Below are 23,083 nucleotides of genomic sequence, written 5' to 3'. Positions count from 1 at the left end.
GAAAACGTCAACGTTTCGGCGGCATCTATCTCGGCATGGCAAAGCTTCTGATCGTCGAGGACGATGAGTCCGTCCGCACCCTCGCCGCCCGCGCGCTCGAGCGCGACGGCCATCATGTCACCATCGCCACCGACGGCGCGCAGGGGCTGGATACGATCCGGCAGGCCCACGGGGGCTACGATCTGGTGGTGTCCGATATCCGCATGCCGGAGATGGACGGCATCGAGATGGCGACTGCCGCCGCAAGAGAGTTCCCGACGATGAAGATCATGCTGATGACCGGCTATGCCGACCAGCGCGAGCGCGCCGAGGAACTGAACGGCATCATCCTCGATGTCGTGCAGAAGCCGTTCACGCTGGCCGAGATCCGCGCCCGCGTCGGCAAGGCATTAAGCTGCTTCGCTTGAGACCGCACCGGTCGCCGGCGCGGCGCTTCGCCGCCGTTCACCGTTGAGCGCAAGCAGGCCGGCGCCGATGATCAGCACCGCGCCCAGCACGGTCGTCTCGCGCGGCACTTCGGCGAAGAACAGGAAGCCCCACAGCGGCGACCACAGGATGCCAGTGTATTCGAACGTCGCGACGCGGTTGGCCGGCGCCATCCGGTAGGCCTGCGACAGCAGGATCATGCCGGCGGAAGCGACGAATCCGCAAGCAGCCATCTTCAGGAAATCCGGCATTGTCGGCCACACCCATGGCCGTACCAGGAAATCGACGCTCGGATGCGCCGCATGGGTGATGCCGGCGAGGTGGAAGATGGTCGCGACCGTGATGGCGCCGCTGAGATAGGCGCCGTTCTGGTAGAAGGCCATCACCGTCGATGATTCGGTGTCGCCGATCCGCCGCGCCATCAACTGCGAAAAGCCATACAGGAAGGCCGAGCCCAGCGACAGCAGCGCCGCCCAGTCGAACACGCCGGCGCCGGGACGCACCATCACCAGCACGCCGACAAGGCCGATCAGCACCGTCGCCAGCGTTTTCCAGGAGACGCGCTCGCCGAGATAGGGGCCGGCCATCGCCATTATGAACAGCGGCGCCATGAAATAGAGCGCCACCGCGTCGGCCAGCGGCAAGGCTGCGATCGCTAGGTAATAGACAGTGTAGGACGAGAACTGGATGAAGGCGCGCAGCGTCAGCATGCCGAAGCGCTTCGACAGAACCGCCTTCAGGCCGACATCGGCCTGGACGATGACGATCAGGATCGGCAGCGCCACGATGGCGCGGATCGCCATCACCTCGGTCACCGGATAGCCGCCCGACACCGCCTTCACCAGCGGATCCTGCAGCGAAAAGACCAGCACGCCCAGGCAGAGGCTCAGAATGCCTAGCACCATCCGTTTCTGCATCAGTCTCGGCCCCCCGCGAGCCGCAATCTACCAGCAAAAAGAACCCGCTACCGTTTTCAGGCAGCGGGTACGAGTGAGGACTCTTCGATTGGTCCGCGGCCGATTTCGCGACCGCATATCCAATGGGTATGGTGACTATCCTGCGCCGTTTGACATGTTGCAAACGAATTGGAATGATGCCAGCAATCAGATTTTCTTATGGCGAATTCGATGAAACCAGTCCTCGACAGCGACCTCCTGCGCACCTTCGTGGCGGTGGCCGAAACCGGTAATTTCACCCGCGCGGCGGAGAAGGCCGGGCGCACGCAATCGGCCGTCTCCATGCAGATGAAGAAGCTGGAGGACATGGTCGGCGACAACCTGTTCGAGCGCGGCTCGCGCGGCGTGGCACTGACGCGCCGCGGCGGCGAGCTAATCGCCAACGCGCGCCGGATCGTCTCGCTGCTCGACGAGACCGCGGCCTCGCTTGTGGCGCCGCCGCTTGGAGGGCTGGTGCGCATCGGCATCCCGGCCGAATACGGTCGCTCGATCCTGTCGAGGGCGCTGGGCGAGTTCGCCAAGCGCCATCCGCGCGTCGAGGTCACGGTGCGCTACGCGCATTCGGATTCGCAGGTGAGGGCGCTGGCGGCCGGCGAGCTCGATCTCGCGGTGGTGTTCGAATGGGAGGGCTCTTCCGGCGGCGAGGTGCTGATGCACGACCCGACGGTTTGGGTGACCTCGACGCTGCACCACATGCATGAGGAACGGCCGGTGCCGATCGCGCTTTACAGCCGCAACGGCTGGTGCCGCGACTTCGCCATCAAGTCGCTGCAGCAGCGCAGCCTCGATTACCGCGTCGCCTACACCAGCGACACCAATGGCGGCCTGACGCTCGCGGTGACTTCCGGTCTGGCGATCGCGCCGATCTCGCGCAGCAACATCCCGCCCGATTGCCGCGAGCTGACGGCCGCCGACGGGTTCGGCGACATCGATTCCTCCAACGTCGTCCTGCATCGCAATCCGCTCGCGACCGGCGAAGCGATCGACGGCATGGAAAACGCCATCCGCGAGGCCTTCATGCTGACCCGGCAGGTCGCGCCTGCGGCATAAATACCGGCGCATAGCGATCCTTCGCGCCAGAATCCCAAAAGTGAGCAAGGGCCGTCACATCCAGTCTAAGAGCTGTGAGGCAGAAGCTACTTCAGCTCCAGCAGCCGTTCGAGATAGCTGCGCTCGATGTCGGGGCTCAGCGCGTTGCCGAGCCGCTTGCGGATCGCGTCGAGGATCTGGCGGGCGCGCTGAACGTCGATCTCGTCGGGAACCTTGACCGAGGTGCCGTCATCAGGGCCATTGGTGGCGCGCGGCCGACCGAGGGGATCGCGGTCGGCACCCTGCTGGCGCCCACCCTGCTCGCTGCCCCCCTGGTCGCCCTGCATGGCCTGCATCTGCTTCATCATGTCCTTGGCGCCGCGGCGCAGCGCTTCCAGCGCGCGGCCCTGGTGGCCGACTGCCTGGTCGCCATCGCCCTGGCCGAGCGAATGCTCGGCGTCGCCCATCGACTTGCCGGCCTCACCAAAACCCTCGTTGGGCTCCATGCCCATGCCTTCCAGGCCCTTCTTCAACTGGTCTAGCTCGCTCTGCAGCTGGCCCTGTCCTTCCTGCAGCTGCTTCAGCGCATCGGCGAGGTCTTTCGGCGACATTTTCGGCCGCCCCAGCGGATCGCGGTCCTCGCCGGGGCCGGGCCGCTGCTCGTCCTGGCCCTGTTGCGGCTCGCCATCCTCGCCCATCTGTTGATCGCCGTCCTGGCCGCGCTGCCCGCGCTGCATCTGGTCGAGGCGGAAGGTGTCGTTCATCATCTCCTGCTGGCGTCGCATGATGTCGCCGAGCTTGTCCATCTGCTGGCGCAGCTCGCTGTCCTGCTCGGCGCCCTGCTGCTGGCGGCCGGCCTGCAGGTTGTTCATCATGTCCTGCAGCTCGGAGAGAAGCTGCTGGGCCTTGTCGCGATCGCCGGATTTGGCCAGGTTCTCGATCTGGTCCATCATGCGGTCGATGTCGCTCTGGCGCAGCTCGCGGCCGTTCTGCTGCATCTGCGGCGCATTTGGATTCTGCTGCGCGCGCTGGGCGAATTCCTGCAGGAACTGGTTCATCGCCTCGCGCAGTTCCTTCATCGCCTTCTCGATCTCCTGATCGCTGGCGCCGTTCTTGATGGCGTCCTGCAGCGCCTGCTGCGCCTGGCGCAGCCGCCGCTCGGCGGCCGACAGATTGCCCTCCTCGATGCCGAGCGCGATCTCCCAAAGATAGGCTACGACGTTGCGCAGCTGGTCGTCGCTCTCGGAGAGCTTCAGCCGGCTCCTGGCGCTCATGATGGCGAGATAATTCGACATGTTGTCGAACGTGTCCTCGGGCCGCAGCGTGATCGCGTCCATCAGATCCAGAACGCGGGGCTTGGCGTTGGTGTCGAGCGCCAGCAGCCGGCGCTGCTCGATCACCGCGCGGGCCAACGGGTTGGCGAAGGGCCGTTCGGGCATCACAAGCGTCTTGGTTTCGCTGGTCGCGGTGTGGCCGGCATCGTCGGTGACGCTCAGCGTCAACTTGATGCCGCTGCCGGCCCAGACATGCTCGGTCAGGTCCTTGGTCGTCTTGGCCGCGTTCGTCTTGCCGCCGCGGCGCGGCAGGGTCAGCGGCAGGTCCGGCGGGCCGTAGAGCGGATGCGCATGGGCGGCCGGCGGGTCCGACAGCTCGAAAACGGCCTTGGCGGAGGCGGCGCCGTAATCGTCATCGATCTCGTAGTTCAGCTCGATGGCGCCGTTGACGGCGCGCTTCGGCTCGCCGACGAAGCGGATCGCCGGCGGCTTGTCGGGAATGACGGCAAAGGCCCAGTGGCCGAGATCGCTTTCGGCGGATCTAAGCGTCAGCGTGCCGTTCGAATCCAGTTTGCCGGAGAACTGGCGCACTTTGGGCGCGGCCTGGCTGGCGGGCGCGGGGCCTTTGGGCGCCGCGGGCTCGATGGCGCGCGCATTGCCGCCTTGATCGGCGTAGCTCAGCGTCTCCTCGCCGGAACCGCCGGTGACGCGCAGCGAAACGTCGCTGCCTTGCGGCACCGAGAAGGTCTGGACCGCCTGGTTGGCATCGGCGGTCAGGAACAGCGGCGCCTTGCCGGTATAGGCGGGCGGCGTCACCCAGGCGTCGATGCGCGGCGGCACGGTATCGTGCGCGGCGCGGGCAACGAAGCCGTCGCTGACCCTGCCGCCGAAAGGTCCGAAGGAGAAGGCCAAAGCGGTGACGAACAGCAGCCCCGCCACGGCGCGCAGGCCCCAGCGGTCGTAGTCCGGCACGCGGCTGCGCGGCCGGTCGGCGCCGAGGCTCGACAGCCGCTCGGCCATCCGCTTCTGGTGCTCGCGCCACAACGCCTGCGAGAAGATGCTCTCGGCGCCGCTCGGCCGGTCGGTCTGCACCTGCACCGGGCTGTGCAGCAATCGGTTCGCCGCCTCGATGCGCCTGTCGACCTCGGCGGCCGATGGCACACGGAAGAAACGCAGCGGATAGAGCGCCGCGACCCCGGACAGGGCGAACAGGATCAAGAGGCCGATGCGCGCCACGTCGGGCAGACGCGGGAACAGGCCGAACCACGAAAAGCTGAGAAACAGGCTGATGATGATCAACAGCGGCAGCACGAGCGGCCAGCCGCGCTCGAAGACCATCGAGGCCCGCGTCGCCAACCGGCTGAGCGCCAGGCGCAAGGCCAGGCCGCGTTCGCCGCTGGAAATGGGTCGTTCCGTCATCGGCCCTTCCTGCCCGGGCACAACAGCCCGGACGTCATCGCGAGAAGGATACCAGCAAACACGGCAAAGGCGAGGCGGGTTCCAAAAACGTGAAGCGGTTTGGCCGGGTTATGATCAGAAATTGGCGGGATTCGTGTTGGAACCGCAGACCAGAATCGCCACGCGCTCGCCCTCCGAGGGCACATAGCGCCCGGAAAGCATGGCGGCGAAGGCCGCGGCGCCGCCCGGCTCGGCGATGATTCGCACGCGGTCCCACAGCGCCTTCTGCGCAGCTATGATGTCGTCGTCGCTGACCAGGATAGAGCGCGCGACGAAGGCTTCGGCGATCGGGAACATCATCGCGCCGACGCGCTTCGGCGCCAGCGAATCGGCGGCGATGCCTTCGGCGGGCGCATCGACCGGCTCTCCGGCCTCCAAGGCGCGGTAAAGCGTTGGCGCGCCCTCGGGCTCGATGGCGACGATGCGGATGCGGCCAGCGAACCAGGCGGCGATGCCGCCGATCAGGCCGCCGCCGCCGACGGCAACCAGCAGCGTGTCGATTTCGGGCAGATCGGCCTCGATCTCCAGGCCCAGCGTGCCCTGGCCGAGCAACGTTTCTTCTTGGTTGAAGGCGTGGATCTGCAGGGCGCCGGTCCTGGCCGCGAAGTCCTCGCTGGCGGCTAGCGCCTCGGCATAGCGGGCGCCGCCGACGACCAGATCCGCGCCATAGCCGCGAATGCGCGCGAGTTTGGCCGGCGGGCTGACCTCCGGCACGAAAATCGACGCCTTGTGGCCGAGCTTCATGGCGGCATATGCGACCGCCGCGCCGTGGTTGCCGCCCGACGCCGCGACGACGCCAGCTTCCGGCACCGGCCGCGTCAGCAGGTTGGTGAAGGCGCCGCGCGCCTTGAAGGAGCCTGAATGCTGCAGGCATTCGAGCTTCAGATCAACCGGAAAGGCGGGGAGGCCGAAATCCGCCATGTCGACGCGCATGACCGGCGTGTGGCGGACATAGGGGCGGATGCGCGGCTCCACGGCGGCGATGCGCTCGCGCGTGATCGTCTTGTTTTCCAGCATAGGCTTGCTCCTTGAGGCGTCGCCGTTCTGCTATTTCAGCCAGTCGGGGACCGAATCCAGCCCGATCAGGTCGTCATAGGTCTGGCGCGGCCGCACGACATGGAAGCGGTCGCCGTCGACCAGCACTTCCGGCACCAGAAGCCTGGTGTTGTAGGTGCCGGCCTGGACCGCACCATAGGCGCCGGCGGTGGAAACGGCGATCAGGTCGCCGGCCTTCAGCCTCGGCAGGTCGCGGTCGAGGCCGATGAAATCGCCGGTTTCGCAGACCGGGCCGACGACGTCGACCTTGATGCGCGGCGTCGAGGCGGGCGGCTGTACCACCGGCCTGATGTCGTGGAAGGCGTCATAGAGCGTCGGCCGGATCAGGTCGTTCATGGCGGCGTCGACGACGAGGAAGTTCTTGGCGTCGCCTTCCTTCACATAGATAACCTCGGACACCAGGATGCCGGCATTGCCGACGATCAGGCGGCCTGGCTCGAACATCACCTTGAGGCCAAGCCTAGTGACATGCTTCCTGACGATCTCGGCATAGGCGTCGGGCAAAGGCGGCGGGCTGTTGTCGACACGGTAGGGAATGCCGAGGCCGCCGCCGAGATCGACATGCTCGATCGAATGCCCGTCGGCGCGCAGCACGCCGACCAGCTCGACAAGCAGCGCGAAGGCGTCGTCGAAGGGTTGCAATTCGGTGATCTGGCTGCCGATATGGGTGTCGATGCCGGTCACCTTGATGCCGGGCAATTCGGCCGCGCGGGTGTAGACCTGTCGCGCGCGCTGCCACGGGATGCCGAACTTGTTCTCGGCCTTGCCGGTCGAGATCTTCTTGTGCGTCTTCGCGTCGACATCCGGATTGATGCGCAGCGAGACCGGCGCCACCTTGCCGAGCGCCACGGCGCGCGCCGACAGAAGTTCAAGTTCAGGCTCGGATTCTACGTTGAAGCAAAGGATGCCGGCGTTGAGCGCGAAGTCGATCTCGCGCGCGGTCTTGCCGACGCCGGAAAACAGGATCTTGCTGGCCGGAATGCCGGCGGCCAAGGCGCGGCGCAATTCGCCTTCCGAGACGACGTCGGCGCCCGCGCCTTGTCTTGCCAGCGTCCTCAGCACGGCCTGGTTGGAGTTCGCCTTCATGGCGTAGCAGACCAGCGCGTCGAGGCCGGCGAAGGCCTCTCTGAAGACGCGGAAATGCCGGGTCAGCGTCGCCGTCGAATAGCAGTAGAAGGGCGTGCCGACCTCGGCCGCTATTTCGGGGATGGCGACATCCTCGGCATGGAGCACGCCGTCGCGGTAATCGAAATGGTTCACTGGTATTGGTTCCGGAAAAGATCAGAGCAATGGATCGAGGATGAACTTCCTGTCCTTGACCGGTTTTTCCGGCTCGGGCGGCACCGGCTGCTTGGCGCGTTCTGCATCCTTGCGCGCCTGCTCCGCCGCCTCATAAGGCGTGTCGAGCCCGGTCTTCCTGCCGCAGGCCGTGACGGTGACAACCGCCGCCAGCAGTGCCAGCGTCACCAAAATCCTGCTACGGGTCATCGATCCATCCGTTCGAAGCTGTTTCCTGTGCCGCCGCTTTTAGCCGAGTTTTCGGCGCTTTGCATCCGGGCAATTTTTTGATGCATGTCGTTGTCCCGGAACCGCCGCACATGTCCGGGCGACAGGCATCAAGCCTTGGAAAGCCGCTTTTTCCAGTAGCGGATCTGCTTCCGCACTTCCGACGGCGCCGTGCCGCCGAAGCTGGTGCGGCTCTTCACCGAATTCTGCACGGCAAGCACCGAGAAGATATCGTCGGTGATGCCGGGATGGATGGAGCGCAGGTCCTCCAGCGATAGCTTCTCCAGCGAGACCTTCTTCTCCTCGGCCAGCGCCACGGCGCGGCCGGTGACATGATGCGCCTCGCGGAAAGGCAGGCCCAGATTGCGCACCAGCCAGTCGGCAAGGTCGGTCGCGGTGGCGTGACCGGCGCCGGCGGCCTTCTTCATGGCGGCGGCGTTGACGGTCATGTCGCGCACCATGCCGACGGTCGCCGCCAGCATCAGGTCGAGCGTCTCGGCGGCGTCGAAGACCGCTTCCTTGTCTTCCTGCATGTCCTTGCCGTAGGTCAGCGGCATGCCCTTCATCACGGTCAGCAGCCCGACGAGATGGCCGTTGACGCGGCCGGTCTTGCCGCGCACCAGTTCGGCGGCGTCCGGGTTCTTCTTCTGCGGCATGATCGAGGAGCCGGTGGAGAAGGAATCCGACAGGCGGATGAAGCCGAATTGCGGCGTCGACCAGATGATGATCTCCTCGGCGAGCCTGGACAAATGCGTCGCGCAGATCGCGGCGAGGCTCAGGAATTCGAGCGCGAAGTCGCGGTCCGAGACGCTGTCCAGCGAATTGCGCGTTGGTTCGCGGAAACCGAGCGCCTTGGCCGTCATGTGGCGGTCGATGGAAAAGCTGGTGCCGGCCAGCGCCGCCGCTCCCAGCGGGCTTTCGTCCATGCGCTCGATGGCGTCGTGGACGCGCGACAGGTCGCGGCCGAACATCTCGACATAGGCCATGCAATGGTGGCCGAAGGTCACCGGCTGCGCGGCCTGCATATGGGTGAAGCCGGGCATGACGGTCGCCGCATGCTCCTCGGCGCGTTCCAGGAACGCGGCGATCAAGTCCTTCAATGCCCCGGCGACGCGCTGGCATTCCTGCTTGACCCAGAGCCTCAGATCGACCGCCACCTGGTCGTTGCGCGAGCGTGCGGTGTGCAGGCGTCCGGCCGCAGGGCCGATCAGGTCGGCAAGGCGGGCCTCGACATTCATGTGGATGTCTTCGAGCCTGGTCGAGAATTCGAACGTGCCGGCCTCGATCTCTTTCAGAATCGTGTTCAGCCCGTGAGCGATTTTTTCTTGATCGGCCGCCGAAATAATGCCCGTTTCAGCCAACATCTCGCTATGGGCGATCGATCCGCTTATGTCCTGCGCATAGAGCTTGCGGTCGAAGCCGATCGACGCGTTGATCGCTTCCATGATCGCGGCCGGACCCGAGGCAAAACGTCCGCCCCACATCTGGTTGCTGGCCTTCTTGTCGCTCATCGCTATAACCCGTGCTCCGGAGCAGTTTTGAAAATGGCAGACGGCAGTAGATTCTTCCCGGCCCCGCGCCTCATCCTCGCCGCCTTGGTGGCGGGCGTGCTGGCCGGCGCGGTCGCGGTATATGTCAGCGAGAGCGGTTCTGGCAACAATGCTCCGGAGAAGGTCGCCGCGGCCGCCGGCAAGGACGATACCGCCTGCGCGACCAAGGCCGCACGGGCCAAGCAGGTCGCCGCGAAAGCCATCGGCCAGGTCGCGGCGCTGCAGCCGGCCGATCCGCCGCAATCGCTGAAAGCGCTTGCCTTCAACGGGCCAGACGGCAAACCGATGACGATCGCCGACCATGCCGGCAAGACGGTGCTCCTCAATCTGTGGGCGACATGGTGCGCGCCGTGCCGGGCCGAGATGCCGGCGCTCGACGCGCTGCAGAAGGAGAAGGGCAGCAACGCCTTCGAGGTCGTCGCGGTCAATGTCGACACGGGCGACGATGCGAAGCCGAAGAAGTTCCTCAAGGAGATCGGCGTCGAGACGCTCGGCTTCTACCGGGATCCGACGATTGCGCTGTTCAACGAAGCCAAGACGCGCGGCCTGGCGCTCGGGCTTCCGGTCACCATGCTGATCGACGCGGACGGCTGCCTGATCGCCCATATGAACGGCCCGGCCGAATGGTCGAGCCCGGACGCCAAGCGGCTGGTGGAAGCGGCGCTCGCACCGTGATCGTGTAGTCTTTTTGTATTGACGCAATTCCGGACGGAAACCGCTACGCACTTTTCCTGGAATTGCTTAGACTGAACGCGCGGCTGCGGCCGGCTGCAGCATCAGGATGCTGCCGCCGCGGACAGTTTCGACCTTGGCCGTTGCCTCATCGTCTTGCTGGACGCCGTCATCGGCCAGCGAAACGCCGGTGAGCTCGCCGAACGCCTCGATCGGGCCGGGTCTGCCAAGAAAATATCCCTGGCCGATGTCGCAATCCTCGGCGTCGAGGAAGCGCAGCTCGTCCAGCGTCTCGACGCCTTCGGCCAGAACCGGCAGGCCGAGGCCGCGCCCCAGGCCGAGCACGGCGCGCACGATGGTCGCGACCTGATCGTTCCTGTCGACCGACTTGATGAAGGACCCGTCGATCTTGATCTTATCGAAGGGGAAGGCGCGCAGGTTGGACAGCGACGAATAGCCGGTGCCGAAATCGTCCATCGCCACGCGCACGCCGAGCGCCTTGATCTGGCGCAAGGTGGCCAGCGCCCGCGGCATGTCCTTTACCAGCGCCGTCTCGGTGATCTCGAGCTCAAGCCTGCCCGCCGCCAGGCCGGTGCGCAGCAGCACCTCGTGCACCTTGCGGCTGAAATCGGGATTGTGGAGCTGCACCGCCGAGACGTTGACGGCGACCGTTAGCGGGTTCTTCCACGTCGCGGCTTCCTTGCAGGCGGTCGCCAGCACCCACTCGCCGATCTGGGCGATCGAACCGCTGTCCTCGGCCACCGGGATGAACACCGAAGGCGGAACCTCGCCGCGTTCGGGATGCTGCCAGCGCAGCAAGGCTTCGAAGCCGATCATCCTGCCGCTGCTGATTTCCTTCTGCGGCTGGTAGACGAGTCGGAATTCGCCGCGCGCCACGGCCGTGCGCAAATCCTGCTCCAGGATGCGCCGGTCGCGCGCCTCTGCCCCCATCGAGGCTTCGAAATAGCGGAACGTATCCTTGCCTTCGGCCTTGGCGCGATAGAGCGCGGTGTCGGCATGGCTGACCAGAGCCGCCTGTTCGTCGGCGTCGAGCGGGTAGAGCGCGATGCCGATGCTGGCCGATACCATGCCCCCGGGCGACAGCCGGTTTTCCTGGCGCAGCGCCGAAAGCACCGCTTCGGCAATGCGGCCGGCTGCCTGCGGGTCAGGAAGGTTGGGAGCGATGATGGCGAATTCGTCGCCGCCGAGCCGGGCCAGCATCTGGCCGTGGCGCAGCACGCCGGAGGCGCAGTGCGCCACCTTCTGCAACACGGCGTCGCCGGCGGCGTGACCGAAGAGATCGTTCACTTCCTTGAACCTGTCGAGGTCCAGCAGCATGAGCGCCAGCTGACCCCCCTTGCCGGCGCTTTTGCCGTCTGGCGCCGACGCGGCGATCTCGGCTTCCAGGCGGCTGGTGAAGGAGCGCCGGTTGGCAAGCCCGGTGAGCGGGTCGTAATGCGCAAGCCGCATGATCTCCTGCTCGGCCTTCCTGCGCTCGCGGATATCGCGGACGGCCACGACCAGATGCGGCTTGCCGCAATAATCGATGCTTCTGGCGATCAGCTCCACCGGGATCGGGCTGTCGCCCTGGCCGCGGAGGTCGGCTTCCTGCGCCTGTCCGTTGCCGGGGGCGACGGCGGTGGCAATCCGTTGGCCAAACAGGTCGCTCAGCGTCATCGTGTTCAACGTGGCGGAGGCGATGCCGCTCAGCGCCGCGATACTGTCATTGGCGCTGACGATGCGGTTGCCGTCGCAGACGATAAGGCCCTCGACGGCGGCGTTGGCGAGGCCATGCATGCGCTCGGCCTCGATCTTGTGCCGGCGGAAGCGCAGATCGATCCACAGCGCAGTGGCGGCCAGCACAAGGATGACCAGGCTTGCCGTAGCGGCGGCGAAGGCCTGCGACATCGGCGCGATCGTGAATTTCGAGATCTCGATCGAGGAGTCCGGATAGATCGAGACGGCGGCCATGGCGATGAAATGCAGCGTGCAGATCGCCAGCGTCAGCAGGACAGCGCCGGCGACCGTCGCCAGCGTCGATGGCCGGCGAAGCACGACAAGCATCGAGAGCGCTGCAAGAATTATACCCGAGGCCAATGAGGCGGCGACGAAAAGCTGGTTCCAGACGATCCGGCCTTCGACCTCGAAAGCCGCCATGCCGGTATAGTGCATCGCCGCGATGCCGATGCCGAGCACGGCGCCGCCGACGAGATAGTGGTCGACGCCGCTGCGCACGGTCGCGATCCACATCCCGGCGGCCGTCAGAAGAACGGAAACCGCCAGCGAAGCGACCGAAAGCTCCGCGTTGTAGGCGTTGGGTATTCCTGGCGTGAAGGCGATCATGGCGATGAAATGCGTCGCCCAGATGCCAAATCCGGTCGAAGCGGCGGCAATCAGCAGCCACGCGTAACGGTTCCGGTTGGTCGATTGCACGACATGGCGCAGAAGGTTGACGGCGGAGAAACAGGAAATTCCGCAAATGAGCGCGGCCAGCGCAACCAGTCTCAGATCGTGCTCGTTCACGATACAATTATAGACGGTCAACATCTCGTTTCACCTGATCTACCCGCATCAATCAAGGCAACGGGATTGATTAGGGCCGGACGCCTGAAGAAACGATTATGTCGCCCGCAACCTCCGCGTGCTTTCCAGGTTGTGCTTCCTGAGGAGGTTATGCGCCGGAACGGATTCCAGGATTGAGTTGAGCCTTATCGATCCTGAGGGCCGTCACTTCACCCGCACCGTGACCACCAGCGCCTCGTGGTCGGCGCTCGGGCTGCCGTCCGGCAACACGGCCGGCAGCGTCGCTGGCGCGCTTGCCACAAGGCCGCGGGTGAAAAACCAGTCGATGTGGCCGGCAGGCGTCAGGTCGCCGGCCATGCGCCGCTGGGTGGGCTTGTCGAACGCATTGGCTGTCTTCCAGTCGTAGCCACGCTCGGCAAAAACCGAGAACAAAGGCTCGTGACGCTCCGGATACATCAGCCGGTCCGGCTCGGCGGCAATGCGTGTCCGCCAGGCGACCGGGTCGTCATTGCGTTCCGGATATGTGGCGGTCAGCGTGTTGAAGTCGCCGCCGATCAGGACAGGCGCTTCCGCATCATATTTGTCGACGGCGTCGAGCAGATGGCGGGTCTGGTCGGCGCGGCCTGCCGGCGTGGTGCGGTTCTCGAGATGCACCGAAACGACGGTGACACGGCGGTCGCCGGCCATCACCTGGCCCCCGAGCGCCATGCGGCCGCCGACACGCGGCTGGCCGTGCTCCGGCAGGAACCATGCGCCGGCGGCGTCGAAGCGAAGGAGAAAAGGCCGCAGCAGCGGAACAGCGCTGGTGATAGCATTGCCATGGAAGCCCTCCGCATTCTCGGCGCCGCCATTTGCCGCCTGCTCCGCCTCGTTGCCGGTGCCGAGTTCGAGGAACTCGACGCCATAGGCGTAAGAATGGCCTAGGCGATCGGCAAGCCGGCTCAAAAGATGGCCGTTGCCGGAGCGCGCCATGCCCTTGTCGACCTCGGACAGCAGCACGACATGGGGCGCCTGGCCGGCGATCGTTGCGGCGATGGCATCGATGTGGCGCAGCCGCTCGACGTTCCAGGCCATCACGGTCAGGCTCTCGCCGGCGCTTTCACGCGAAGCCTTGCCGCCGATCTCGATCTCACCGAGGGCGGGAACGGCGGCGGCGTGGCGCAGGTGGGTGGCGCTGTCGCGCGGCCCATCCCGCATCGCGTTGCGGACGGGGACCGGCACGTGTGTGAGCTGCGGGACCAGCATGTGTCTTCTCAATCAGTTAGCCGGTTAATCACGTCTAGATCTTTTCGACGCTTCTAGGCGCCCTAGCTTCCTAGAGCGCCGATGTGACGTTTTCATGCCGGCGCTGCCGCTGCCAGGGGAGGAGAGACTGGCTGTCCACAGAGGCTTCGGGCCCACAACAGAACTGTCACATACCTTCTCTATGAGAGCGGGCAAGGACTTGCGCAAAACCCTTGTCACACTGCCACTCAAGAGGGAAAACCATGACGATCATCAAGCGGGGCTTCGCTGCCCTTGCCGCCGGCGCGCTGAGCACCGCGCTTGCGGTTCCTGCTATTGCCGAGCCGGTCAAATTCGACTTCTGGTTCGGTCTGTCGGGCGATCTCGCCCGCGTCGTCGACACGCTGTGCAAGAACTTCAACGCTTCGCAGAAGGACTACGAGGTCGTTTGCACCAGCCAGGGCAATTACGACGCCACGCTGCAGAACACGATCGCCGCCTTCCGCGCCGGCAAGCAGCCCACCGTCGTCCAGGTCTATGACGTCGGCACCGCCACTATGATGCTGTCGGGCGCCTATAAGCCCGCCGACAAGCTGATGGAAGAGAACGGCTACAAGATCGACTACAGCGACTATTTCCCCGGCATCGCCCGCTATTACGCGACGTCGAAGGGCGAGATGCTGTCCTTCCCGTTCAACTCCTCGACGGCGCTTATGTACTGGAACAAGGACGCCTTCGCCAAGATCGGCAAGACCGAGGCGCCGAAGACCTGGGAAGATGTCGGCGCCGATCTCAAGGCGCTGAAGGACGCCGGCTATGATTGCCCGATGGCGATCAACATCTCGGCCAATGAAAGCTGGCAGCTGATGGAGCAGTTCTCGGCGCTGCACAACCAGCCGATCGCCACCAAGAACAACGGCTATGACGGCCTCGACGCGCGTCTGGAAGTCAACAAGACCAAGTTCGTCCAGTACGTCACCGACCTGAAGAAGTGGTATGACGCCGGTCTCATCAAGATCAAGTCGAAGGATCTCGGCCAGGATATGGTGCAGGCCTTCGCCACCGGCACCTGCCAGCTCATCCTGACCTCGGTCGGCGACCACGGCACGGTCGGCCGCACCCAGAAGGAAGGCATGAACTGGGATGTCGCCGAGCTGCCGGTCTATGCCGGCACCGAGCGCAAGAACTCTTTGGTCGGCGGCGCCTCGCTGTGGGTGCTGTCCGGCAAGTCGGACGCCGAATACAAGGGCGCGGCCGCCTTCCTCAACTTCATCCACGACCCCAAGACCGCTTTGTTCTGGTCGACCAACACCGGCTATATTCCGGTGACGAAGTCGGGCTTCGATTTCATGAAATCCAACGGCTTCTACGACAAGGCGCCCTATAAGGGCCGCGAGGTGGCCATCGCCAGCCTGACCGCGTCGGAGCCGACCGAGATCACCCGCGGCATCCGCCTCGGCAACTTCACCCAGATCCGCGCCGAATTCGGCACGCAGATGCAGGCGATCTTCGCCAACAAGGTCAGCGTCCAGGAAGGCCTCGACACGCTGGTCAAGAATGGCAACGCCATCCTCGAGCGCTTCCAGCAGACCTATCCGGGTAAGACCCTGCCCTGATCCCGGATAGCACAACGGCCGCCCGTCGAGATTCGACGGGCGGCCATTTCATATCTAGTTTGTCCCGCGAAGGCGGGCTGATGGGTTCCACTGCATCGGCGGATCGATGGAAAAACGCGTCACTTTCGGCAGATGGACGATCGGCATCCTATTCGCGGTGCCGCAGCTCATCCTGATCTTCACCTTCTTCTACTGGCCGGCCGGCCAGGCGGTCTACTGGTCGCTGACGCTGCAGCAGCCCTGGGGCGGCGGCAACATCTGGGTCGGGCTCGACAATTTCCGCTCGATCCTCGCCAACGCCGACTACTGGAATTCCATCACCGCCAGCATGATCTTCGCCGGGATCAGCACGGGCCTGGCGATGGTCATCGCGCTGGTGCTCGCCGCCCTGACCGACCGGCAGCTTGCCGGCTCGTGGCTCTATCGCGTGGTGCTGATCTGGCCTTACGGCATCGCCGCGCCGGCGCTGGCGCTGGCATTTCGTTTCATCCTGGCGCCGGAGGCCGGCTTCATGGCCGTCGTCAACAAGGTTTGGCCCGGCTTCTGGGACCCCGGCCTCGACGGCGCCGACGCGATGGCATCCGTCATCATCGCCTTTTCATGGAAATATGTCGGCTACAACTTCATCTTCTTCCTTGCCGCCTTGCAGGCGATCCCGCGTTCGCTGATCGAGGCGGCGGCGATGGACGGCTCCGGCGTCATCCGGCGGTTCTGGGACATCCAGTTCCCGCTGATCACGCCGACGATCTTTTTCCTGCTGGTCATCAACATCACCGAGAGTTTCCAGGATTCCTTCGGCATCGTCGACATCATGACCGCCGGCGGGCCGGCCAACGCCACCAATCTGATGGTCTACAAGATCTATTCCGACGGCTTCAAAGGCCTGGATTACTCCGGCGCGGCCGCGCAGAGCATCATCCTGATGCTATTGATCGTCGCGCTCACCATCGTCCAGTTCCGCTTCATCGAGCGGCGCGTGCATTATCGCTGAGGCGGGCCATGGTCGAGCGCACCCCGATCCTCAATTTCTTCACGCATCTGATCCTGTTCGCCGGCTTCGTGTTCTGCGTTGCGCCGTTCGTCATCGTGGCGATCGCCGCCTCGCACAATCTGAAGGACGTCAACGACGTGCCGATGTCGCTGCTGCCGGGCAGCGACTTCTGGGTCAACATCAAGACGGCATGGACGACGGCCGATCTCGGCCCGAAGCTGCTCAATTCCTTCATCATGGCGTTTGGCGTTGCCGCCGGCAAAGTGATCATCTCGGCGCTCACCGCCTTCTCGATCGTCTATTTCCGCTACCCCGGCCGTATGCTGATCTTCTGGCTGATCTTCATCACGCTGATGCTGCCGCTCGAAGTGCGCATCGTGCCGACCTATGCGGTGGTCGCCAACGTGCTCGAGCCCTATCAGACGATCATGGACCTGACAGGGCTGTCCTGGCTGATCGAGAAGATATCGGGGGTTCAGGTCCAGCTCAGCCTGGGGCTGCTCAATTCCTATAGCGGCCTGATCCTGCCGCTGATTGCGACCGCCACCGGCACTTTCCTCTACCGCCAGTTCTTCCTGACCGTGCCGGACGAGTTGACCGAGGCGGCGCGCATGGACGGCGCCGGCGCGCTGCGCTTCTTCGTCGATATCCTGTTGCCGCTGTCGCGCAACAACATGGCGGCGCTCGGCACCATCATGTTCCTGTGGGCCTGGAACCAGTATCTGTGGCCGCTGCTTATCACCACGGATCAGTCGCATGCGATGGCGGTGACCGAGCTGAAGCAGCTCATTCCCAATGTCGGCGGCGCGCCGGAATGGCATATCGCCATGGCCGGCACGCTGATCATCATGCTGCCGCCTATGATGGTAGTGGTGCTGATGCAGCGATGGTTCGTGCGCGGCCTGATCGCCACCGAAAAATAAGGAGACGATAAGATGGCCTCCATCACCATTCGCGGCGTCAAGAAGAACTATGCCAAGACGCAGGTCGTGCACGGCGTCGACCTCGACTTCGCCTCGGGCGAATTCGTCGTCATCCTCGGGCCGTCGGGCTGCGGCAAGTCCACGCTGCTCAGGATGATCGCGGGGCTGGAAGAGATTTCCGACGGCACGATCGCCATCGACGGCACGGTCGTCAACAAGCTCGAGCCGCGCGAACGCGGCTGCGCCATGGTGTTCCAGAACTACGCGCTCTACCCGCATATGAGCGTGGCGCAGAACATCGGCTATTCGCTGAAGGTGGCCGGCGTTCCGTCGGCCGAACGGACCCAGCGCATCCAGGCGGTGGCGCGCGTCCTGGAACTGGAGCACTTGCTTGACCGCAAGCCGATGGCGCTGTCCGGCGGCCAGCGCCAGCGCGTCGCCATGGGCCGCGCAATGATCCGCGAGCCGAAGGTGTTCCTCTTCGACGAGCCGCTCTCCAACCTCGACGCCAAGCTGCGAGTGCAGATGCGTTCGGAAATCCGCAAGCTGCACCGGCGGCTCAATGCCACCTCCGTCTTCGTCACGCATGATCAGGTCGAGGCGATGACGCTGGCCGACCGGCTGGTGGTAATGAATGGCGGCCGCGTCGAGCAGGTCGGCACGCCGGCGGAAGTTTATGGCCGGCCGGCAAGCCGCTTCGTCGCCACCTTCGTCGGCGCGCCGGCGATGAACATGCTCGAAGGCACGGTGACGCTCGACGGCATTTCGCTGCTTGGCGGCAGTCGGAAGCTCAGCGTGTCGCGCACGGGCCTTGCCGTGGGCGCGAAAGTCGCGGTCGGCATCCGGCCGGAGGCGGTGCGCATGGTGGCGCCGGGCACGCCGGGCGCTCTCGCGGCGACCGTCGACGTCATCGAGGAACTGGGCGCCGGCCGTGTCATCTATGTCGATCTCGATGGTGCGCCGTTCTCGGTCGTGACGTCGGAGATAGTCCACCCCGAACCGGGCAGCACGATCGGCCTGCAGTTCGCAGAGTCGGACCTGCACTTCTTCTCCTCCGAGACCGGCGGCAGGCTCGACGTGTTCAAGGCCTCGGTGCCTGAGCCTGCGCTCCAAGGGTGATCCCTTCCCGTCGGTTATGCGAACATTTTGATTGAGGGTTCAGGGCATGAAGATCATCCAGGTTACCGACGTCCATCTCGGCCGTCTGCGCGAGATGCGATATGGCGCGAACCTGAATGAGCGGCTCGATCATTGCATCGACCATATTAATCAGCGCCACAGCGATGCGGCGCTCTGCATCTTCACCGGCGACCTGACCGACGACGGCGAGGCCGACAGCTATGCCGACCTGAAGGCGGCGCTGAGCCGGCTTGCCGTGCCTTACCGGCTGCTGCCCGGAAACCACGACCGGCGCGCCAACCTCATCGCCGTCTTCCCGGAAAACGGGACCGACGGCAACGGTTTCGTGCAGTCGGTTTTCGACACGCCGGAGGGGCAGCTCATTTTCCTCGACAGCCTGGCCGAAGGCCGCGTCACCGGCGAGTTGTGCGACGACCGGCTTGGCTGGCTCGATGCGCGGCTCGCCGAGGCGGCGGGCAAGGCCGCCTATATCTTCCTGCACCATCCGCCGGTCGAGCTTGGGCTCACGCTGCTCGACCCGCTCGGGCTCGAGCAGCCGCAGCGGCTCATCAACGTGCTGACGCGCCACGGCAATGTCCGCTACATCTTCTTCGGCCATGTCCACCGCGACATAGCCGGCACCGTCGCCGGCATTCCGTTCTCGGTGCAGCGCGGCCTGCACGCCCGCTTCATGCTCGACGTGGTCGGCGACGAGATGGTCGAGCAGGCGCCGCCCGCCTATTCGATCATCCTGATCGACGGTGCCCGCGTCGTCATCCACAGCTGCGATTTCCTGGAGCAATGGCCGCTCTGGTCGCCGGCCACGGGCGAACGAGTCCGTTAAAGGCCGCTTTAGTCTAGCAGTCAGGCAAAGACATGCGCCTTGCCAGTGACGGTGAGGCGCACGATCTCGCCGACCGCCGGCGCATCCATGCCCGTCCTGCGCAAGATGAGCGGCGTGTTGCCGATCGCTGCCGCGTCCGGCGGATCCGGGCTGTTGAGCAGCCGTACCGCCACGGTGCAGACGGCGCCCGCGAATTCGCAGTCCGTCACCTCGCCGAACAGCATGTCCGGTGTGCCCGACATGCCTTCGCGCGAGGTCAGCTTGAGCAGGATCTGCTCGGGCCGCAGCATGATGCGCGCGACATCGCGCCGTTCCTTCGTGTCGACGGCGATGCGGCCGAGCCGCGACACGGCGAAGCCATCCGCGATCCTGGCGGGCACGATGATGGCGTCGCCGAGGAATTCGGCGACCATCCTGTCCCTGGGCTGGAAATAGAGCTCGCGCGGCGTGCCGATCTGCGAGAACAGGCCGTCGCGCATCACCGCCACCTGGCTGGCGAAGGACAGCGCCTCGGCCTGGTCGTGCGTGACCAGGATGGTGGTGATGCCCGCCTCTTCCAGAAGCTCGGCAACCGCCTTGCGCATCGAAGCGCGAAGCCCGGTATCGAGCGCCGAGAAGGGTTCGTCCAGCAGCATCAGCCTCGGCTTCATCGCCATGGCGCGTGCCAGCGCCACGCGCTGCTGCTGGCCGCCGGACAACTCGTGCGGCCGTCGTTTCAGGATCGCCTTGTCCAACCCGACGATATAGGCGAGCTCGACGATATGCTCAGCCCGTTTGTCGGCGTTCCGCGCGATGCCGAAACCGATATTGTCGGCGATGCTGAGATGCGGGAACAGGGCGCCATCCTGGGCCACCACGCCGATGCCGCGGCGATGCGCCGGCACGGCCGCCCCGCCATTGGCGAGCACCTTGCCGTCAAGCGCGATGCGGCCGCGATCGGGCGCCTCGAAGCCGGCAATCAGCCTGAGCAAGGTGGTCTTGCCGCAGCCGGACGGCCCGACGATCGCGGTGCGGCTGCCGCTTTCGACCTGAAGGTCGACGCCCCCCAGCGCCGTCACCGGACCATAGCTCTTGGCAACATCGCTGAGTTCGAGAAAGCTCATCGTCCGGCCATCCGCTTCGACTGGACGTAGAGCCACCAAGTCATCGGCAACGACATCGCCACCATGATCAGCGCATAGGGAGCGGCGGAGGCGTAGTCGATCTCACCGCTGTAGGACCAAAAGGCCATCGCCAGGGTGCGGGTGCCGTTGGGCGCCAGCATCTGGGTGGCGGTGAGCTCGTTGGTGATGCCGAGCGCCACCATCGCCATGCCGGCCGCCGCGCCCGGCGCCGACAGGCGGATGGTCGTCGCCCACAGCGCCTTGACCGGCGGCCGGCCGAGGCTGGAAGCGGCGCGTTCCAGCTCCACCGGGGCCTGCGCGATCGAGGCGCGCAGGCTGACCAGCGCGCGCGGCAAAAACATCAGCGCATAACCGAACAGGATGGTGAACAGCGTCTGGTAGAGCGGCAGCGAGACGCGCACGGTGATCGTCACCAGCGCCAGCGCAATGACCACGCCCGGCAGGGCGCCGACGATGTAGTTGCAGCCCTCGAGCAGGCGCTGCAGCCGTCCCGGCGCGCGGATCGAGATCCAGGCCATCGGCATGGCGGCAAGTGTTGCAAGCACGGCGCCAACGATGGCCAGGAACAGCGTCTGGCCAAGCGCCAGGCTGATCTCGTCCCAGCGCCAGACATCCGCGCCTCCCGCCAGCAGCCAGCGGCCGACAGTGACGAAGGGCACGCCGAGCGACAGCAGCGCGACGGCCGCCGGCAAGGACAGGCAGGCCGGCGTGGCGCGGCCAAGCCGGGCGCGCTGCTGCTTGCGCGCGGCGCCGGAGCCGACGCGGGCGTAGCGTTCCTCGCCGCGGATGATCACCTCGAGCGCGAGCAGAAAGAGGCAGCAGGCCACAAGCACCGCCGCCAGCATGTTGGCGGCGGGGCCGTTGAAGGTCGACTGGAACTGGTCGACGATCGCGGTGGTGAACGTATCGAAACGGATGAAGACGTAGAGGCCGTATTCGGCGAGCAGATGCAGGCCGACCAGCAGCGAGCCGCCGCAGATGGCGAGCCTCAGCTGCGGCAGCACGACGCGCGCGAAAACCCGCCAGGGGCCTAGGCCAAGCGCCGCCGCCGCATCCTCCAGAGCCGGGTCGAGACGGCGCAATGCCGCGGAGATCGGCAGATAGAGGAACGGGAAATAGGCGATAACGGAGACCAGCACGCCGGCCCACAGCCCGTGCAGGCCAGGGACAAAGCTGATCCAGGCATAGGAGTGCACGAAAGCAGGGATGGCGAGCGGCGCCACCGACAGCCACGACCACAGCCGATTGCCCGGCAGGTCGCTGCGTTCAGTCAGCCAGGCCAGCGCCACCGACAGCGTGATGGCGATCGGCACGGTGATGATGATGAGGAGCACGGTGTTGATCAGCAGCTCGCCGACGCGCGGGCGAAAGATCAATGCCACCACGGTGTCCCAGCCGGTCTGGATCGCGACCGAGACAATGAAGGCGAGAGGCAGCAGCGCGATGAGCGAGATCAGAGCCGCGGCGAGCGTGATCCACGACATGGCCCGGCGCTTCTTCATTCCGGCCGCCGGCAGCGCGGAAGGCGTGAGGTGGATCGCGGACGCCATCAGTCGGAATAGGCCGCCCGGAAGCGACGTGATGAACCGCGGCCGCGGCCGCAAACGCAGATGATCGTCATCGACGAGGCCATCTCCAAAACAAAAGCGCTCCCACGGAAGCGAGTTCCCGCGGGAGCACGGTCGTTTGCCCTTTTAGGACGAACGCGAACTAAAGCAAGCCGGCTTGCGTCATCAGGTCGATGACCTTCTTGGAATTCAGCGTCGCCGGATCGATTTTCGGCGCCTGCAGGTCGGCCAGCGGCACCAGCTTAGGGTTGGACTGGGCATCCTTGCCGACCGCATATTCATACGACGTGCCCGTCTTCAGCACGTCCTGGCCGCCCTTGCCGGTCACCCACTTCAGGAACGCCTGGGCTTCCTTCTGATGCTTGCTGGAAGCCAGCACGCCGCCGCCCGACACCGAAACGAAGGCGCCCGGGTCCTGGTTCTTGAAATAGTGCAGGCCGACATTCTTGCTGTTCTCGCCGGTCTTGGCCTGATCGCCGAACCAGTAATAGTGGTAGATCACGCCGCCATCGATCTCGCCGGCATTGACCGCCTTCATGACAGTGCTGTTGCCCTTGTAGGCGGTGAAATTCTCCTTCATGGCCTTCAGCCAGTCGGTGGTCGCGGCCTCGCCCTTGAGCTGGAGCAGGGCGCTGACGATGGCCTGGAAGTCGGCCCCTGAGGGCGAGGCGGCCCAGCGGCCTTTCCAGCTCGGATCGGCGAGATCGAGCAGCGACTTGGGGAGCTGGTCTTCCTTCAGCTTGTCCTTGTTGTAGGCAAAGACGGTGCTGCGGGCGGCGACGCCGACCCATTTGCCGCTCGACGGCTGGTATTCCTGGGGAACCTGGGCGAGGGTGCCGGGGTCGACCTGGGCAAACAGGCCGGCCGCCTCGACCAGCGCCATGGCCGGCGAATTCTCGGTCAGGAACACGTCGGCCGGAGAGGCCGCCCCCTCGGCGACGATCTGGTTGGAGAAGTCACTGTCGCCGCCGTTGCGCAGCGTGACCTTGATGCCGGTCTCCTTGGTGAAGCCTTTTGCCCATTCCTTGGCGAGGCTCTCATGCTGGGCATTGTAGACGACGATGCCTTGATCCTCTGCCATGGCCGGGCCGGCGATCAGGCCAAGCGCCAGCGCGGCGCCGGCGAGCGTGGAAAGGGCAGTCTTCATGGGGCATCGTCCTCAAATCTGGAGACAGGGGGTCAATCGGATCGCACCTATCAATACCTGATTGATAAAGTCAACAT

Annotated in this window: 19 protein-coding genes; 8 read left to right on the top strand and 11 right to left on the bottom strand. The window is 65.2% G+C overall.

The window, feature by feature from the left end:
- Positions 1-35 precede the first annotated feature (35 nt).
- Positions 36-407 (top strand): response regulator, encoded by a 372-nt coding sequence (locus EN862_RS17640; RefSeq protein WP_127865768.1) that lies wholly within the window; start codon positions 36-38, stop codon positions 405-407.
- Here EN862_RS17640 and EN862_RS17635 read toward each other — a convergent pair.
- Complete coding sequence (locus EN862_RS17635) at positions 390-1,343, bottom strand: DMT family transporter (RefSeq protein WP_127865769.1); 954 nt, start codon at positions 1,341-1,343, stop codon at positions 390-392. The genes EN862_RS17640 and EN862_RS17635 overlap by 18 nt on opposite strands.
- A gap of 210 nt (positions 1,344-1,553) precedes the next feature.
- On the opposite strand from EN862_RS17635, the gene EN862_RS17630 reads away from it, so the two are divergent.
- A complete protein-coding gene (locus EN862_RS17630; protein ID WP_127865770.1) occupies positions 1,554-2,432 on the top strand; it encodes a LysR substrate-binding domain-containing protein in 879 nt (292 codons plus the stop codon).
- An 86-nt stretch (positions 2,433-2,518) separates the two neighbouring features.
- On the opposite strand, the gene EN862_RS17625 is transcribed toward EN862_RS17630, so the two are convergent.
- The 5 genes from EN862_RS17625 to argH all read right to left on the bottom strand — a co-directional run bounded on the left by EN862_RS17625 (position 2,519) and on the right by argH (position 9,216).
- Positions 2,519-5,104, bottom strand: coding sequence for a TIGR02302 family protein (locus EN862_RS17625; RefSeq protein WP_127865771.1), 2,586 nt, complete (start codon positions 5,102-5,104; stop codon positions 2,519-2,521).
- A gap of 114 nt (positions 5,105-5,218) precedes the next feature.
- Complete coding sequence (locus tag EN862_RS17620) at positions 5,219-6,160, bottom strand: threonine/serine dehydratase (protein WP_127865772.1); 942 nt, start codon at positions 6,158-6,160, stop codon at positions 5,219-5,221.
- A gap of 30 nt (positions 6,161-6,190) precedes the next feature.
- Positions 6,191-7,459: a diaminopimelate decarboxylase gene (gene lysA / locus EN862_RS17615; RefSeq protein WP_127865773.1), complete on the bottom strand. Its 1,269-nt coding sequence runs from the start codon at positions 7,457-7,459 to the stop codon at positions 6,191-6,193.
- Between the two features lie 21 nt (positions 7,460-7,480).
- Positions 7,481-7,687: a lipoprotein gene (locus tag EN862_RS17610; protein WP_095767477.1), complete on the bottom strand. Its 207-nt coding sequence runs from the start codon at positions 7,685-7,687 to the stop codon at positions 7,481-7,483.
- Positions 7,688-7,815: 128 nt separating this feature from the next.
- On the bottom strand, positions 7,816-9,216 hold the full coding sequence (gene argH, locus EN862_RS17605; protein ID WP_127865774.1) for an argininosuccinate lyase: 1,401 nt from the start codon (positions 9,214-9,216) through the stop codon (positions 7,816-7,818).
- Between the two features lie 33 nt (positions 9,217-9,249).
- On the opposite strand from argH, the gene EN862_RS17600 reads away from it, so the two are divergent.
- Positions 9,250-9,930 (top strand): TlpA disulfide reductase family protein, encoded by a 681-nt coding sequence (locus EN862_RS17600; RefSeq protein WP_127865775.1) that lies wholly within the window; start codon positions 9,250-9,252, stop codon positions 9,928-9,930.
- Between the two features lie 66 nt (positions 9,931-9,996).
- Here EN862_RS17600 and EN862_RS17595 read toward each other — a convergent pair whose 3' ends face one another.
- Both EN862_RS17595 and EN862_RS17590 read right to left on the bottom strand, forming a co-directional pair.
- Entirely contained in the window at positions 9,997-12,474 is a 2,478-nt protein-coding gene (locus EN862_RS17595; protein WP_127865776.1) for an EAL domain-containing protein, read from the bottom strand.
- Positions 12,475-12,654: 180 nt separating this feature from the next.
- The gene (locus tag EN862_RS17590; RefSeq protein ID WP_127865777.1) at positions 12,655-13,695 is read right to left on the bottom strand and encodes an endonuclease/exonuclease/phosphatase family protein; all 1,041 of its coding nucleotides are present in this window, start codon (positions 13,693-13,695) and stop codon (positions 12,655-12,657) included.
- A 242-nt stretch (positions 13,696-13,937) separates the two neighbouring features.
- On the opposite strand from EN862_RS17590, the gene EN862_RS17585 reads away from it, so the two are divergent.
- The 5 genes from EN862_RS17585 (at position 13,938) to EN862_RS17565 (ending at position 19,167) form a co-directional block, all read left to right on the top strand.
- Positions 13,938-15,290 carry an extracellular solute-binding protein gene (locus EN862_RS17585; RefSeq protein WP_127865778.1) on the top strand — a complete coding sequence of 451 codons (1,353 nt, stop codon included), beginning with the start codon at positions 13,938-13,940 and terminating at the stop codon, positions 15,288-15,290.
- A 106-nt stretch (positions 15,291-15,396) separates the two neighbouring features.
- Positions 15,397-16,281 (top strand): ABC transporter permease subunit, encoded by an 885-nt coding sequence (locus EN862_RS17580; protein ID WP_127865779.1) that lies wholly within the window; start codon positions 15,397-15,399, stop codon positions 16,279-16,281.
- An 8-nt stretch (positions 16,282-16,289) separates the two neighbouring features.
- On the top strand, positions 16,290-17,204 hold the full coding sequence (locus EN862_RS17575; RefSeq protein WP_127865780.1) for an ABC transporter permease subunit: 915 nt from the start codon (positions 16,290-16,292) through the stop codon (positions 17,202-17,204).
- A 12-nt stretch (positions 17,205-17,216) separates the two neighbouring features.
- The gene (ugpC, locus tag EN862_RS17570; protein ID WP_127865781.1) at positions 17,217-18,323 is read left to right on the top strand and encodes a sn-glycerol-3-phosphate ABC transporter ATP-binding protein UgpC; all 1,107 of its coding nucleotides are present in this window, start codon (positions 17,217-17,219) and stop codon (positions 18,321-18,323) included.
- A 46-nt stretch (positions 18,324-18,369) separates the two neighbouring features.
- The gene (locus EN862_RS17565) at positions 18,370-19,167 is read left to right on the top strand and encodes a phosphodiesterase (protein WP_127865782.1); all 798 of its coding nucleotides are present in this window, start codon (positions 18,370-18,372) and stop codon (positions 19,165-19,167) included.
- Positions 19,168-19,187: 20 nt separating this feature from the next.
- Here the strand turns inward: EN862_RS17565 and EN862_RS17560 are convergent, their stop codons facing one another.
- From EN862_RS17560 to EN862_RS17550, 3 genes are all read right to left on the bottom strand, one after another.
- Positions 19,188-20,270 carry an ABC transporter ATP-binding protein gene (locus tag EN862_RS17560; RefSeq protein ID WP_127865783.1) on the bottom strand — a complete coding sequence of 361 codons (1,083 nt, stop codon included), beginning with the start codon at positions 20,268-20,270 and terminating at the stop codon, positions 19,188-19,190.
- Positions 20,267-21,841, bottom strand: coding sequence for an iron ABC transporter permease (locus EN862_RS17555; RefSeq protein WP_127865784.1), 1,575 nt, complete (start codon positions 21,839-21,841; stop codon positions 20,267-20,269). Before EN862_RS17555 ends, EN862_RS17560 begins: the two co-directional genes overlap by 4 nt.
- Positions 21,842-22,001: 160 nt before the next feature.
- Positions 22,002-23,006, bottom strand: a complete 1,005-nt coding sequence (locus EN862_RS17550) for an iron ABC transporter substrate-binding protein (protein WP_127865785.1) — start codon at positions 23,004-23,006, stop codon at positions 22,002-22,004.
- Between the last annotated feature and the right edge of the window lie 77 nt (positions 23,007-23,083).

The organism is Mesorhizobium sp. M2E.F.Ca.ET.219.01.1.1 (assembly GCF_004016445.2).
Classification (GTDB): domain Bacteria; phylum Pseudomonadota; class Alphaproteobacteria; order Rhizobiales; family Rhizobiaceae; genus Mesorhizobium.
This window is presented reverse-complemented; position numbering and strand designations above follow the sequence as displayed.

Excerpts from the sequence above, each read along its gene's own strand:
- EN862_RS17640 (WP_127865768.1), top strand. The coding sequence starts at position 36 with ATGGCAAAGCTTCTGATCGTCGAGGACGATGAGTCCGTCCGCACCCTC.
- EN862_RS17635 (WP_127865769.1), bottom strand. The coding sequence starts at position 1,343 with ATGCAGAAACGGATGGTGCTAGGCATTCTGAGCCTCTGCCTGGGCGTG.
- EN862_RS17630 (WP_127865770.1), top strand. The coding sequence starts at position 1,554 with ATGAAACCAGTCCTCGACAGCGACCTCCTGCGCACCTTCGTGGCGGTG.
- EN862_RS17625 (WP_127865771.1), bottom strand. The coding sequence starts at position 5,104 with ATGACGGAACGACCCATTTCCAGCGGCGAACGCGGCCTGGCCTTGCGC.
- EN862_RS17620 (WP_127865772.1), bottom strand. The coding sequence starts at position 6,160 with ATGCTGGAAAACAAGACGATCACGCGCGAGCGCATCGCCGCCGTGGAG.
- EN862_RS17610 (WP_095767477.1), bottom strand. The coding sequence starts at position 7,687 with ATGACCCGTAGCAGGATTTTGGTGACGCTGGCACTGCTGGCGGCGGTT.
- argH (WP_127865774.1), bottom strand. The coding sequence starts at position 9,216 with ATGAGCGACAAGAAGGCCAGCAACCAGATGTGGGGCGGACGTTTTGCC.
- EN862_RS17600 (WP_127865775.1), top strand. The coding sequence starts at position 9,250 with ATGGCAGACGGCAGTAGATTCTTCCCGGCCCCGCGCCTCATCCTCGCC.
- EN862_RS17595 (WP_127865776.1), bottom strand. The coding sequence starts at position 12,474 with ATGTTGACCGTCTATAATTGTATCGTGAACGAGCACGATCTGAGACTG.
- EN862_RS17590 (WP_127865777.1), bottom strand. The coding sequence starts at position 13,695 with ATGCTGGTCCCGCAGCTCACACACGTGCCGGTCCCCGTCCGCAACGCG.
- EN862_RS17585 (WP_127865778.1), top strand. The coding sequence starts at position 13,938 with ATGACGATCATCAAGCGGGGCTTCGCTGCCCTTGCCGCCGGCGCGCTG.
- EN862_RS17580 (WP_127865779.1), top strand. The coding sequence starts at position 15,397 with ATGGAAAAACGCGTCACTTTCGGCAGATGGACGATCGGCATCCTATTC.
- EN862_RS17575 (WP_127865780.1), top strand. The coding sequence starts at position 16,290 with ATGGTCGAGCGCACCCCGATCCTCAATTTCTTCACGCATCTGATCCTG.
- ugpC (WP_127865781.1), top strand. The coding sequence starts at position 17,217 with ATGGCCTCCATCACCATTCGCGGCGTCAAGAAGAACTATGCCAAGACG.
- EN862_RS17565 (WP_127865782.1), top strand. The coding sequence starts at position 18,370 with ATGAAGATCATCCAGGTTACCGACGTCCATCTCGGCCGTCTGCGCGAG.
- EN862_RS17560 (WP_127865783.1), bottom strand. The coding sequence starts at position 20,270 with ATGAGCTTTCTCGAACTCAGCGATGTTGCCAAGAGCTATGGTCCGGTG.
- EN862_RS17555 (WP_127865784.1), bottom strand. The coding sequence starts at position 21,841 with ATGGCGTCCGCGATCCACCTCACGCCTTCCGCGCTGCCGGCGGCCGGA.
- EN862_RS17550 (WP_127865785.1), bottom strand. The coding sequence starts at position 23,006 with ATGAAGACTGCCCTTTCCACGCTCGCCGGCGCCGCGCTGGCGCTTGGC.